9 protein-coding genes are annotated in these 13,054 nt (G+C 58.6%); 3 read left to right on the top strand and 6 right to left on the bottom strand.

What is annotated here, in order from left to right; translation table 11 throughout:
• Positions 1 to 49: 49 nt before the first annotated feature.
• Together VSQ83_RS04225 and VSQ83_RS04230 are read right to left on the bottom strand one after the other, a co-directional pair.
• A complete protein-coding gene (locus VSQ83_RS04225; RefSeq protein WP_326427679.1) occupies positions 50 to 1,414 on the bottom strand; it encodes a carbohydrate porin in 1,365 nt (454 codons plus the stop codon).
• Positions 1,415 to 1,879: 465 nt separating this feature from the next.
• Positions 1,880 to 3,916, bottom strand: a complete 2,037-nt coding sequence (locus VSQ83_RS04230; RefSeq protein ID WP_326425411.1) for a TonB-dependent receptor — start codon at positions 3,914 to 3,916, stop codon at positions 1,880 to 1,882.
• 219 nt (positions 3,917 to 4,135) lie between these two features.
• Here VSQ83_RS04230 and VSQ83_RS04235 point away from each other — a divergent pair, with 219 nt between their 5' ends.
• Together VSQ83_RS04235 and VSQ83_RS04240 are read left to right on the top strand one after the other, a co-directional pair.
• Complete coding sequence (locus VSQ83_RS04235; protein WP_019823597.1) at positions 4,136 to 4,366, top strand: VF530 family DNA-binding protein; 231 nt, start codon at positions 4,136 to 4,138, stop codon at positions 4,364 to 4,366.
• Between the two features lie 7 nt (positions 4,367 to 4,373).
• Positions 4,374 to 5,009, top strand: a complete 636-nt coding sequence (locus VSQ83_RS04240; protein WP_219260833.1) for a Pr6Pr family membrane protein — start codon at positions 4,374 to 4,376, stop codon at positions 5,007 to 5,009.
• 120 nt (positions 5,010 to 5,129) lie between these two features.
• Here VSQ83_RS04240 and VSQ83_RS04245 read toward each other — a convergent pair whose 3' ends face one another.
• The 3 genes from VSQ83_RS04245 to VSQ83_RS04255 all read right to left on the bottom strand — a co-directional run bounded on the left by VSQ83_RS04245 (position 5,130) and on the right by VSQ83_RS04255 (position 9,766).
• The gene (locus tag VSQ83_RS04245) at positions 5,130 to 5,915 is read right to left on the bottom strand and encodes a siderophore-interacting protein (protein WP_219260832.1); all 786 of its coding nucleotides are present in this window, start codon (positions 5,913 to 5,915) and stop codon (positions 5,130 to 5,132) included.
• Positions 5,912 to 6,490 carry a PadR family transcriptional regulator gene (locus tag VSQ83_RS04250; protein WP_219260831.1) on the bottom strand — a complete coding sequence of 193 codons (579 nt, stop codon included), beginning with the start codon at positions 6,488 to 6,490 and terminating at the stop codon, positions 5,912 to 5,914. Before VSQ83_RS04250 ends, VSQ83_RS04245 begins: the two co-directional genes overlap by 4 nt.
• A gap of 165 nt (positions 6,491 to 6,655) precedes the next feature.
• Complete coding sequence (locus VSQ83_RS04255) at positions 6,656 to 9,766, bottom strand: transglycosylase domain-containing protein (protein WP_326425417.1); 3,111 nt, start codon at positions 9,764 to 9,766, stop codon at positions 6,656 to 6,658.
• Positions 9,767 to 10,139: 373 nt separating this feature from the next.
• On the opposite strand from VSQ83_RS04255, the gene VSQ83_RS04260 reads away from it, so the two are divergent.
• Complete coding sequence (locus VSQ83_RS04260) at positions 10,140 to 11,552, top strand: amino acid permease (RefSeq protein ID WP_326425419.1); 1,413 nt, start codon at positions 10,140 to 10,142, stop codon at positions 11,550 to 11,552.
• 100 nt (positions 11,553 to 11,652) lie between these two features.
• On the opposite strand, the gene VSQ83_RS04265 is transcribed toward VSQ83_RS04260, so the two are convergent.
• Positions 11,653 to 12,753 carry an OpgC family protein gene (locus tag VSQ83_RS04265; RefSeq protein ID WP_326427680.1) on the bottom strand — a complete coding sequence of 367 codons (1,101 nt, stop codon included), beginning with the start codon at positions 12,751 to 12,753 and terminating at the stop codon, positions 11,653 to 11,655.
• Positions 12,754 to 13,054 lie beyond the last annotated feature (301 nt).

Raw genomic sequence — 13,054 nt, forward strand, 5'->3', positions numbered from 1 at the left:
AAATAGGTGTTTGATTGCAACCTTCAAGGTTGCCGTTGCAGTCCGCTCGTCAGAACGAACTTTGAATTTTCAGACCGCCAATCAGCGCGTCATCCAGCTGGCTGACGCCACCCGGGTGGCGGATGTATTGCAGGTTCGGTCGAATGGTCAGCCAGTTTGTGACGTGGACGCCGTAATACAGTTCGGCGCTGTACTCTGTGTCCTGAGGCGGCAAGTAGGCCGGGTTGTCGAAGTCGTAGACGGCACGGGCCTGATTGGTGGCCTGGGCATTCTTGCGATAAGCCGGATTGACGTGAACCCGCGCCATGGCAAAGCCGATGTCGTCCTTGGGCCGCGCATCGAACACGCCTTTGTAGACGACACCTGCCTGGACATAGTTGTCCACGGCGTTGGTTTTCTTGTCATGCATAGTGGCATTGGCGAACACACTCAAGCCCCTCGACTGATCGCTGGCGCGGGTAGTGAGCTGTTGTTGCACGCCCAGCCACATCCCGTGTTTGCTCGAACTGCTGCGATACGCTTCACCCGTCAAGGCGGCAGGCTGGCCGTTGGCATCTTTGTAAGCATCTGTTGCCTTGGCATTACTGTAGTAGTAACCCGCGCGGTATTCCCCTGGCAGGCCATTAATTTTTGGCGTCCACACCAGTTCAATCGGCAGTACCGCGCCCTGGGTACCGCTACCGCTGAGTTTGAATCCGTTTCCGCGATCCAGGTTCGACGGGTTTTGCTCATAGGCGCCGACCTGAGCGTACAGCTCGGGCGTCAGGTGATATTTGACCCGCAGTGCCCACTGGCTGACGGGCCAGTTGTACCAGATGCTGCCAGCCCAGTTGCCCACCTGGGAGCCGCAGAACGCCAGGTTCTGGAAGTCGCACGGGAAGCTGTTGAAGTCTTCGCCCTGACCAAAGCGGCCGACCTTGATGTCGAGCTTCTGATCAAAGAACTTCTGCTGGTACCACATCTGCGTCAGGCGGGTGGTTTGACCGCGACCCCAGACTTCCTGGGCCGAGGTGAAACCGCCAACCCGTGGATCGTTGATGCGATCGTTGCTGATGTTGTTGCCGCTGCGATGAGTAATCGTCAGTTGGAACTCGGCGTCGTCCCAGCCCAGAATTTTTTGCAGGTCCAGGTGCGTGCCCAGGCCGAACTGGTCGCTGTAGCGCGCCGTACGGTCATGGTCATAGCCGCCATGCAGGTTCGAGCCCACTTCGCCCACGTAATCGAGAGAGAAGGCATAGCCCTGTTTTTCCAGTTCGCTGCGGGTGCCGCCCCAATCGCCGAGCATCCACTTGGAGTCGGTGTCAAAGGCGGGTGCTGCCTGCACGCAGGTGGCCAGGCCAAGAGCGGTCATGCCGCCGATCAATGCCAGGGCTTTTTGCCCGGCAACAGGAAGCAGCGCGCTGTGTTTGCGCATATTCAGGAGTGTGGACATAAGTCGAGATGCGAGTCTTTATAGGTATGGCTGTGGCTGTGGGTAGCGCTGTCTTTGGGGGCAGGGCATGCACTTCAGATTTAAGGGAGAATGAATCGTTTCAGCCCTTTGTGCGGAAATGATAAAGCCCTGAATCGTTTAGAAACAGCACTTTAAGTGACATGGATCATTTCTGATTCTGTAACAGTGTGCTGCGACCCATCGTCCCAGGGGCTTTTTGTCTCATGTTCGGTGCTGTTGGCAGGTAGTTACGACCAAAGACGGTATTGAGCACAGAGTGCCACGTTGACAGGTAATGGGGTGCCAGCAAACGCCAGAAGGGCAGGAGCAGTGTGGGAGCGGGCTTGCTCGCGATGCTTTCGGCGCGGTCCGGCAGGAACACCGGGGCGTCTGCATCGAAGGCAAGCCCGCTCCCACAGGTTGTGTCGTGTGCTGGGAGTTGCTTGCTTAGAACGTGGTGCGCAGGCCGACCTCGATACCGCGCCCGGGGGCGGGTGCTATGTCGCGCAAAATCGAGCTGGCATAGCGCACGGTCTGGTTGGTCAGGTTGTCGCCTTTGACGAACGCCAGCCACTGACTGCTGCCCACATCGAAGTGATAACCGGCGCTGGCGCCCAGGGTTGTGTAGCCATCGGTCCCCGATTCGTTGGCCGGCACACGGCCCTGATTACTGGCGTGCTCGACGTCAATACGCGCCTGCCAGCGGTCAAGTTCCCATAGCAGGCCACTGCTCAGGCGCAGTGGGGCAATGCGGGGCAACGCTTCGCCTGTGTCGAGGTTGGTGGCCCGGGTGTAGTCACCGGACAGCTCCAAAGCAAATTTGCCGTAGGCGCTTTCACCCAGCTTCCAGTGATCTTTGGCTTCAAAGCCTGTGAAGCGTGCCCGAACTCCGGAATAGGTGTATTCCGGAATACCATCGGCGTCGGGTTCTCCTTCGTCATTCAGCGTACGACCTGTGCCCAGCAGGCCGATGTAGTTGGAGAAGTGGCTGTAGAAAACGCCAACGCTGCCCTTGTGGGTGCCATTGTCAAAGCGCAGTGCCAGATCGCTGGACACGGCTTTTTCCTTCGACAGAGTGGGACTGCCCACTTCGTAGGTGCCGGTGGCGACGTGGGCGCCATTGGCGTACAGCTCATAAAACGTCGGGGCGCGTTCGGTGTAGCCCAGGGTGGCGGCCAGCGACCAGACAGGGGTAAGGGTGAACACAGCGCCCGAAGACAGGCTGCCTGCAGTGAAACTTTTGGAGCGGTCGGCCGCAGAAAAGCGCTCATTGCCCTTGGCGTTCGGGTCGACCACGGTGCGCTCCAGGCGCCCTCCGAGGCTGAGTTTCAGTCGCTCGGTGGCTTGCAGCTCTTCGAGAATAAACAGCGCGCCGCTGTTGGTATCGGTCTGCGGCACGAAGGCTTCTTCGCCCAGGGCCGAGAACTCGTTGCGATTGACCTGTGCGCCGACCACCCCTTCCAGCGGGCCGATCGGCACATGGCGGGCTTCGACGCGGGCTTCGTAACCCTTGTTCTTGAACGTAGTGCCGACTTCGCCGCCCTCGATTTCGCGGTGCTCGTAATCGGTGTAGCCGGCATCCAGTTTCAGCGAGCTGAAAGGGCCCTGCAGGTTGCGTATCTCGGAGGCGAACGCGTAGTGATCCTGTTTCATGCGGATACGCACGTCCTGCTCGGCCGGTGAGCCGTAGTTGGCGTCGTAAGTGCTGTAGGACAGACCTGCGTAGCCATCATCCCACGTGTAGGAACCGCCCACTGCGCCGCCGTCCTGGCGGCCGTTGCTGTTGCCTAAACGGCCTTTCTTTTCGACGCCATCTTCGCTTTCGGGTGCATGACGGCTACGGGCATAACCCGGGATTTTCAGGTCATTGAATTCGCGAGCGTTGGCATCCAGGTGCAGGGCGAAGGTGCCATCACCGGCTTCCAGTTTGCCAGCACTGCTTCGGGTGGTGGCTGCGCCGCCGTAGCGCAGTTCGCCCGCGCCGTGAATGCCTTCGATGGCTTCGGTGGGGATGCGGTTGTCGAAGGTGTTGACCACGCCGCCGATGGCGTTGCCGCCGTACAGCAAGGCCGCCGGGCCGCGCACGATTTCGATGCGCTCAACGTTGACCGGGTCCAGTGGCACCGCGTGATCGTAAGACAGTGACGAGGCATCCAATGCACCGACGCCGTTGCGCAGGATGCGAATGCGGTCGCCATCCAGCCCGCGAATGATCGGGCGGCTGGCGCCGGGGCCGAAGTAGGAAGAAGAAACACCCGGCTGTTTGTTGAGGGTTTCGCCCAGGCTGCCTTGCTGTTGCAGGGTCAGATCGTCGCCTTCAAGCACCGTGGTGGGTGACGCTGATTGGCTGTTGCCCAACGGGTTGCCGGTAATGACCTGCGGTTGCAGTTCGAGGGCATAGGCAGGGGAGGCGAGCAGCAGTGCGGTGGCGAGCGGTGTCAGGTGAAGACGTCGTAGATGACGTGGGAAGGCAGGGGAGGACATTGCAAGTTCCTTGGCAAGGTGACGAATGAAAGCGGCGCTGAGCGCTCTTTGAATTGAAAGCTATAGTTACAATATAACATCACTTTAATGGTGTCCAAGCGGAACTTTCATTTGGGTGCCGGGTCACGGCTAGACTTGCTCCGTACCGAATGCACTTCCCCCTGAGCAGGTGCTCGGCTAAGGTGCGCGGCTTTCTCTCTATTGCTTTAAAGGTCCGGCATGACTGAATCCAACAACAACCCATTGCACGGCGTGACGCTGGAACAGATCCTCACTGCGCTGGTGGCGCATTACGAGTGGGAAGGGCTGGCCGAGCGTATTGATATTCGTTGCTTCAAGAGCGACCCGAGCATCAAGTCGAGCCTGACGTTCTTGCGTAAAACCCCGTGGGCGCGGGAAAAGGTCGAGAAGCTGTACGTGAAATATGCCCGTACCAAACGCGAAATTTGATCGGCCAATGAGTGTCGCGTCACGCACGCTGTGCACCGTGATGGCAATCCTGGGCTGGAGCGGCCTGGCCATTCAGCTTGAGCTGGTACTGTTCGCCCGCTGGATGAGCGGAGCGAATGTGGTAGGCGGGCTGGTGAGCTATTTCAGCTTTTTCACCATTTTGACCAACACCCTTGCCGCCTGCGTGTTGACGTATACCGCAGACGCCCGCAGCTCAAAGGGCAGGACGTTTTTCTTGCAGCCGTGGGTCAGTAGCGGCATTGCCGTCAGCATTATCCTAGTGGGAGCGGCATATAGCCTGTTGCTGCGCCAGCTCTGGCAGCCTGAAGGCTGGCAATGGTTGGCCAATGAACTATTGCATGACGTGATGCCGGTGCTGTTTGCGTTGTACTGGTGGTTTTACGTGCCGAAAGGGGTGTTGCGGGTGAGCCATATAGGGCTCTGGATGCTGTACCCGGTCCTGTATTTCGCTTACATCCTGCTGCGCGGGCACCTGTTGGGTGTGTACCCGTATCCGTTTATCGATGTCGAGAAATTGGGCTACGGGCAAGCGTTTATCAATGCAGGCGGGATTCTGGCAGGATTTGTTGCGGTCGCGCTGGCGGTGGTGGCAGTGGATCGTTACAGGGGCCAGCGGGCCTGATCCCGGCCTGGCTTTTGTGGGAGCGGGCTTGCTCGCGATAGCCTCATTCAGGCAATTCAGACAAACCCCCGTTGCTAGCATCGCGAGCAAGCCCGCTCCCACCGGATTTTGCCGTGAGTCCTACTCTTCAGCACCACCTTCCAGGCGCCAATACCCCACGGCCTTGACGAACTCTTCGTTCAAACCGTGGGTGTCGAGCAGTACCCGGCGCACCTTGCGCGACAACGCGCTTTCGGTCGCAACCCAGGTGTAGAGCTCTCCTGAAGGCATGCTTAACCCGGCAACAGTCTTGAGCACGTCCTGCCCAGGCACATCGCGATGTACCCAGATCACCTCGACCGACGCGGCACTGTGCAGGGGCTGTTCCTCAAGGGCGTTTTCCACCTCGACCACCACTAAGGCGCGGCGATTGGCAGGCAGCTCTTCCAGTCGGCGGGCGATGGCAGGCAGTGCGGTTTCGTCACCGATCAGCACATAACTGTCGAAGATGTCCGGCACTACCATCGAGCCTCTTGGGCCACCAATATGCAAGTACTGACCAGGCTCGGCCTGAGCGGCCCAGGTGGCAGCGGGACCGTCACCGTGCAGTACAAAGTCGATGTCCAGCTCAAAGGTGTTCAAGTCATAGCGGCGCGGTGTGTAGTCGCGCATCGGCGCCATGACGTTGCCTTTCAGACCGGCACTCAATTCCAGATTTTCCAGCGCTGCCAGCTCTTGCTCGGTTTGCGGGAAAAACAGCTTTACGTGATCGTCGCTGCCAAGACTGATGAAGCCCGCCAGCTCTGGTCCACCCAGGGTAATACGGCGCATGCGCGGGGTCAGGTCGACGACCCGCAGCACTTCAAGCTTGCGACGTTTGATTTCATGCATGACACGGTGAATGGTCTGGGGAGTAGCGGCATTCATTCAGCGTTCTCCTGTGCAGGCTGGGCAGTGACAGGGCCATCGACGATGGCTTTGGCGGTGTTGTTGAGTAAGTCCCGTACCCGCAGGATTTCTTCGGGGCTCCAGCGACCATGGTGCATCTGCAAGGCATGGCGCAGGTTGTGTACAGCCTCGTGAATCTCGGCGGGGCGATCATGGCCGCGCAAAGAGCGCTTGCTGACATCGATGCGCATGCGCACGCCGTCCAGGGCAATGGCTTGATCACTCAGGGACTGGCGACCAAGGTCGGTCACGCAGTAGCGTTTTTTCCCACCCTCAGCGTCGCCCTGAATCAGTTCGCTTTCTTCAAGGAAGGTCAGGGTGGGGTAGATCACGCCGGGGCTCGGGCTGTACGCGCCGTCGAATAAACCTTCGATCTGGCGGATAAGGTCGTAGCCGTGGCAAGGCTGTTCGGCAATCAGTGCCAACAGCAGTAATTTCAAATCGCCTGGGGCGAATACTCGGGGTCCGCGTCCGCCGCGTTCGCGACCGGTGCGTTTCTCGAAGCCGTCTTGACCCGCGCCATGTTCGCGGTGGTGGGGATGATGTTCGCTCATTTTCTCTTCGCTCTCGTTAAGTTAGATACAACTTAAGATATATCTTAAGAAATGTAAAAACTCACTCGACGAACGGTAATGATTCTCATCGGTCGACAGGGTTCTGGTTCAGACGGATGCCATCGCGAGCAAGCCCCGTTTTGCCAGACAGGCCGCGGTGTTTTGCTATTTCGCTGCGGTTTGTATCGACGCTGGCGCCAGGCACAAGGTGTTGGTACCCGGTTGCAGATAGGGCGTGAGTATCGGTGCCATGCCCTTGAGCACTTGCACCGGCAGTGCGGAGGTGAATTTGAACGCCTCGGCCGAGCGCCCCGGAACGAAGGCAGTCAGGGTGCCGAAGTGATGCTCGCCGATATAAAACACGAAGGTTGCTGTGCGGTTGATCGACTTGGAACTGAGAATCCGTCCACCCGCCCCCATGCTTTCGATACGGTTGTCGCCGGTGCCGGTCTTGCCGCCCATGGCCAGCGGTGAGCCGTCATCAAGCTTGAAACTGCCCGAGACCCGACGCGCAGTGCCGGCATCCACCACTTGGGACAAGGCTTCGCGCAGTGCCGTGGCAACCTCGCTGGGCATGACCCGCACGCCTTTGTCCGGGTCGTTGATCAGGCGGGTTTCATAGGGGGTATCGGCGGCGAAATGCAGGGTATCAATGCGCAACACCGGCAAACGCACGCCATCGTTAAGAATGATGCCCATCAGTTCGGAAAGTGCCGCCGGGCGATCCCCGGAACTGCCCAGCGCGGTGGCAAGGGAGGGCACCAGATGGTCGAACGGGTAGCCGACTTTTTGCCAGCGTTGATGGATGTCCAGAAAAGCTTCGATTTCCAGCATGGTGCGGATGCGGCTGTCGCGGGCGCTCTTGTGCCGGCTTTTGAACAGCCAGCTGTAAACTTCCTGACGTTCGTGCTCGCTGGCGCCGACGGCTTGCTGGAAGGTGGCCTGCGGGTTATTGAGCAAATACCCCAGCAACCACAGATCCAGTGGATGGACTTTGGCGATATAGCCCTGGTCAGGCAGGTTATAGGCACCGGGGCCGTAGCCCTCATACAGCTTGGTCAGCCGCTCATCGGTGATTTTGTCGCTGCTCAAATGGGAGCGCACAAAGCGGTTGAAGGTGGCCTGGTCTGAGTTCGGGAACAGATAGCGATGCACGGCCGCCATTCTGATGGCGGTGGGGTGCATGCTGTCCAGGAAGGTGTCGAGGCGGGCCTTGGAGTCTTTGCCCCGGTATTTTTTCCAGAACTTGAGCATGAATGTCGTGCCTTCACGGTCGGCGAAGCGGCTCAGATACTCCTGGCGAAGCGGGTTGCTGTCATCGCGCAGCAACTCGACGTTGTTGCTGGGAGACTGGTAGCTGGTGTAGCGCACCACATCACGCATCAGGCGCACAAAAGGCAGGTTGATCGACTCACGTATCGAGTCGCGCAGCGTCGCCGTCCGGTTGTTGTCCTGGCTGCGGAAGTTGTGGAAGTGATGCATGCCACCGCCGGTAAAAAAGCCTTCGCCGGGGTTGGCGGAGTATTGGCGGTTGAGTGCTGCATCGAGCATCGGTGCAAGGGTTGAGCCGGGATTTTCGATCAGGTAACCCAACGCCCAACGGGTCAGGGGGTCTTGATCGGTGATCGGGATTTTTCTCAAGACGACGCCGGGCTGAGTGGCATAGCGATCATGCAGTTCTGAAATGATTTGCAAGTAGGTGGTCAGGACTCGCAGTTTGGCCGTTGAGCCCAGCTCCAGTTTGCTGCCTTCGTTGATGTCGAAAGGCTGGTCGGTGCTGTCGGTTTGCACCCGTGCTCGCGCACCGTCCGGAGTGAGTTCGAACAAGGTAAAGCTGTAACGCACTTGCGCGGTGCTGGTGGGGGTCAGCAGGTAGGGGCCAAGCAGGCCGATCTTTGCGGCAAAGGCCGGGTCTGCCAGTTGACGCAGATACTCACTGACCTGACGTTGCAGATCGCCCTGCAAGGTACTGGTGGCAGACAGGTCCAGACGGTCAAGGTCATACAGCGGACGCTTGAGCAGCACTGAAAGGCGGCTGCGGGCCACGCTGATGCCCTTGTTGGTTTCGTTCGGTTGCATCGTCGGCGCCAGGGCCCAATCGCGGTAGGTCACATGGCTGGCCAGTGCGGCCTCAGTGAGTGCCGGATCAATCACATTGTTTTGTGCCAGCAGGCGTATATGGCTGTCGGTCAATTGCGCCAGTTCGTCACGGCCTCGGGCCAGGTAGTGGGAGGGTCTGCGCTGGGCGATCATCAGTGACAGCACTTCGCGCAATGCCAACCCTCTCTGGGCGAGGCTTTTTGGGTCTGTGGCGGTACTGTTCAGCATCTGGTTGACCTGATTGAAGTCGGCGCCGTACCACACCCGCAAACCTTCGGCCATGCCGTGGACTTCGCCGTGACCGGGCACTGCCGACAGTGGCACGCTGTTGAGGTAGTCGCGCACCACCTTTTGCCGGGCGGTCAGTGTCTGTGGACCGTCCTGATAGGCTCGCACGCTGGCCGAGACCATCTGGCGCAGTTTTTCGCTGCCCGACAACGTCAGTCCATCGGGTGAATGACGATATTTTTCAAGTTGGGTGGCCAGGGTGCTGCCACCTGCAGACTGCCCCGGCAGATGCAGCATCTTGGCAACCTGCGAGTAAGCGGCCATGGCGAATCGCGGCCAGTCCACGGCAGGGTTCGCTTGCGGCTGCGCAGGGTCAAGCAGGTCGCGGTTTTCGATAAACAGCAAACTGTGAACCACCAGCGGGGGAATGCTCGCAAAGCTTGAATACAACTGCTGCGGGTAGTTGTACTGATACAGGGCGCTGCCCGCACAATCGGTGATCGAGAGTCCTGTCTGAATTTTTTCCGAATAGGGTACGAAAAACCCTTTCTCGCTGTAGCCCAGTAACTCTGGGGAAAAGCGGCTTTGTTGAGTGATTACGTAGTCACGTTTTAGCAGGCGTGGAAGGAAGTCGCCTAATGCGCTGTAGCCTAAACGCTTGTCGAAAGGCCCATCCCCTGGATATTGAATCGCGTCGGACGGTCCCGCATGCATCGAATAGCTCAATGAGGCGGCAAAGCGGCTGAATTCACGGGCTTGCAGCTTGGAGCTGCGCACCTCCTGTGCAATGGCAAACCCCAGTACAACCAGTCCTGCCAACACCACTAGGCCGAACACGAGCCACCCATAACGCTTGGGTTCAGGCGAGGGTGGCGGGGGTGCAGCATTGTCCATTGCTGCTGATGGCACCGCCGTTTTTCTGGAGCTTGAGTTCCACAGTACGCCCATAGTCGACAGTTCCAGGTACGCATCTTGGTTGCGCTTGATTGAAGCGTAGACGCTGGCGGATTCGGGTGAAAAATTTGTGAGGGTAATCTGATAATCCTATCGCCGCAGAGGAGAGGGCTTGTCGTGATGCAAGCGTCCCGCGTGACGCAAAGCGAAGGAATAGAGCCCTTGCAAGTGGTAAATACGATCTGTGTAGGGGAATGACTGTGCACCAACCCTGTGCAATACTCGCCGCCGATCTCAGTAGGGCATTTCCCTTCTGGTCTAACGGCCTACAAAGCCCGGGCTGATCAGGAGGTTGGACAGGTGACCCGCCCGTCTTTTCGAGCGCTCTATTGATGCATATCCAATAACAATATGAGGTTGTATTTTTATGCCAGTCGGCAACCACCCGCCCCACGGTGAAACCGTTCAAGGCGGCCCGCTCAAACGCGAACTGGGCGAACGCCACATTCGCTTGATGGCGCTTGGCGCCTGTATCGGCGTAGGCCTGTTTCTGGGCTCGGCCAAAGCCATTGAAATGGCCGGTCCGGCCATCATGCTGTCCTACATCATCGGTGGCCTGGCCATTCTGGTGATCATGCGTGCACTCGGCGAAATGGCCGTACACAACCCTGTGGCCGGTTCGTTCAGCCGCTACGCCCAAGACTATCTTGGCCCATTGGCCGGTTTTCTGACGGGCTGGAACTACTGGTTCCTGTGGCTGGTGACCTGTGTCGCTGAAATCACTGCCGTGGCGGTGTACATGGGCGTCTGGTTCCCCGATGTACCACGCTGGATCTGGGCCCTGGCGGCGCTGATCAGCATGGGCTCGATCAACCTGATCGCGGTGAAGGCGTTCGGTGAATTCGAGTTCTGGTTTGCCCTGATCAAGATCGTCACCATCATTGCGATGGTCTTCGGTGGTATTGGCATCATCGCGTTCGGCTTTGGCAACAACGGCGTTGCGCTGGGTATTTCGAACCTCTGGACCCACGGCGGCTTTTTGCCCAATGGCATCCAGGGTGTGTTGATGTCCCTGCACATGGTGATGTTCGCTTACCTGGGCGTCGAGATGATCGGCCTGACTGCCGGTGAAGCCAAGAACCCGCAAAAGACCATCCCGAGTGCGATTGGCTCGGTGTTCTGGCGCATCCTGCTGTTCTACGTCGGCGCGTTGTTCGTGATTCTGTCGATCTACCCGTGGAACGAAATCGGCACGTCGGGCAGCCCGTTTGTGATGACCTTTGAACGCTTGGGTATCAAGACGGCGGCAGGCATCATCAACTTCGTGGTGATTACCGCAGCACTGTCGTCATGCAACGGTGGCATTTTCAGTACCGGTCGCATGCTCTATAGCCTGGCGCAAAACGGTCAGGCGCCAGCCAACTTTGCCACCACCGCGAAAAACGGTGTGCCGCGTCAGGCATTGCTGCTGTCGATTGCCGTCCTGCTGCTGGGTGTAGGTCTTAACTACATGGCTCCCGAGAAAGTGTTCGTCTGGGTGACAGCCATTGCGACCTTTGGCGCGATCTGGACCTGGTTGATGATCCTGCTGGCGCAACTGCGCTTTCGCAAGAACCTGAGCCCGCAAGAAGCCGCCGCGCTGAAGTACCGCATGTGGCTTTACCCCTACAGCTCGTACGCGGCGCTGGCGTTCTTGTTGATGGTGGTCGGTCTGATGGCCTTTTTTGAAGAAACCCGAATCGCCTTGTTTGTAGGCCCAGGATTTCTGATCCTGCTGACTGTGCTGTTCTATGTGTTCAAGTTGCAGCCAACGCAGGGCTCACCGGCCAAGGTCAACTAAACGCCTGTGGGAGCGGGCTTGCTCGCGATGAGGACGCCGAGGTCTGTCAGACTGATCTCGGGATCCCGTCGCGAGCAAGCCCGCTCCCACTCAGCAGCCACTATTTGCGCGACAGGCGCTTGTTCCAGTCCAGCCAGGCCGCCAGTACGGCCATCATCCCCACGCCCATCAGGGCGCTGAATACTTGCATCACAACCCCGTCACCGCCCAGTGCATTGAGCATGTCGGCCAGCGGTGCCAGGACTACCCCCAGGCAGAACACTTCCAGCGAATAGCGGCCCATGCGGCAGGCCTGACGGGTGAGCCAGTTGTTCAACCAGTCACCCTGAGGCACCACTTTGGCCGCTACATAAGCCAGGGCCAAAAAGTGCAACAAACGCACCGGCGACAGGTTGGTCTTGCTGATCGGGTAGAGATGCTCGCCCAGCCAGAGCGGCATGACGGCGTCGTGGAACTGCGGCCATTTCCATGACAGCGCCAGTAACCCGGTGATCAACAGATAGGCCGCCGCCCCCACAAACACAGGCTGACGGGATAACGGCCGGGTTTCAGGGGCCTTGTCCCGCTGCCCGTGAAGCGCCGCAGCACCCCCCAGGATAAACAGGAACTGCCAGGCCATCGGGTTGAAAAACCACACCCCGCCTTCCTGTGCCGCCAGGTTCCAGACGGGGGCCAGCAGGTACAGCGCCAGGGACACACCTACCACATACACGGCTTTGCGCAGCAGCATCGGCAGTACCAGCGGCAACCCGAGCAACAGCACGATATAGAGTGGAAGCGGGTCCATCAGGTTGGGTTTGAAGCGCAGCAGCAACTCGTCGGTCAGGGCCTGTTGCGGGTTGCTCAAGAAGTATTGCAAGCCCATTTCCTGCACCAGGTCGCGGGTTTCGACGTGGCTGTTGGCATAAAAAACGATGCCCATCAGCACCGCCAGCAGGAAGATATGCACCACGTACAGCACCCAGGCGCGGCGCAGGATTTTCACGCTGGCGATCAGGAATCCATCCCGTTGAGCGATTTTGCCGTAGGCCAGCACCGCGGCATAACCGGCGAGGAATACAAAGATCTCAGCCGCATCACTAAGGCCGAAATTTCGTACCGTCAATTCGGCCAGCGGGTTGTGGGGGATGTGATCCCAGAAGATAAAAATCAGCGCCAGCCCGCGAAAGAAATCGATGCGGTGGTCGCGTCCGTTAAGTATCACGGCGAGTACTCGAAAAAATGAATAAAAATGGGCGCAGCTCAGAGTGCACGCCACTTGTTGGCGGCGCGCAGGGTGACGCTAATAGCGTTTAAATGCAAAGGCTGTGGATAGCTGCCGTGTGTGACCTGACAGCAGCTATCACTTCGCTTGAATGGTCTACCGGGTTTTTGTATCAAGGATGTTCTGGGTAATACGTTTCAGGGTTTTATTCTGACGAGGTCGCGAATGACCCTGAAGAAGTTTTCAGCGTCAGGCGCTGCTTGCAATGCCGTCCAAAACTCCGTTTTCAGGGCTCGAT

Source organism: Pseudomonas sp. DSV-1, assembly GCF_035830915.1.
Classification (GTDB): Bacteria; Pseudomonadota; Gammaproteobacteria; order Pseudomonadales; family Pseudomonadaceae; genus Aquipseudomonas.

Bases quoted from the DNA above. Each gene is read 5' to 3' on its own strand.
- VSQ83_RS04225 (WP_326427679.1), bottom strand. From the start codon at position 1,414: ATGCGCAAACACAGCGCGCTGCTTCCTGTTGCCGGGCAAAAAGCCCTG.
- VSQ83_RS04230 (WP_326425411.1), bottom strand. From the start codon at position 3,916: ATGTCCTCCCCTGCCTTCCCACGTCATCTACGACGTCTTCACCTGACA.
- VSQ83_RS04250 (WP_219260831.1), bottom strand. From the start codon at position 6,490: ATGAGCGAACATCATCCCCACCACCGCGAACATGGCGCGGGTCAAGAC.
- VSQ83_RS04255 (WP_326425417.1), bottom strand. From the start codon at position 9,766: ATGGGCGTACTGTGGAACTCAAGCTCCAGAAAAACGGCGGTGCCATCA.
- VSQ83_RS04260 (WP_326425419.1), top strand. From the start codon at position 10,140: ATGCCAGTCGGCAACCACCCGCCCCACGGTGAAACCGTTCAAGGCGGC.
- VSQ83_RS04240 (WP_219260833.1), top strand. From the start codon at position 4,374: ATGAGTGTCGCGTCACGCACGCTGTGCACCGTGATGGCAATCCTGGGC.
- VSQ83_RS04235 (WP_019823597.1), top strand. From the start codon at position 4,136: ATGACTGAATCCAACAACAACCCATTGCACGGCGTGACGCTGGAACAG.
- VSQ83_RS04245 (WP_219260832.1), bottom strand. From the start codon at position 5,915: ATGAATGCCGCTACTCCCCAGACCATTCACCGTGTCATGCATGAAATC.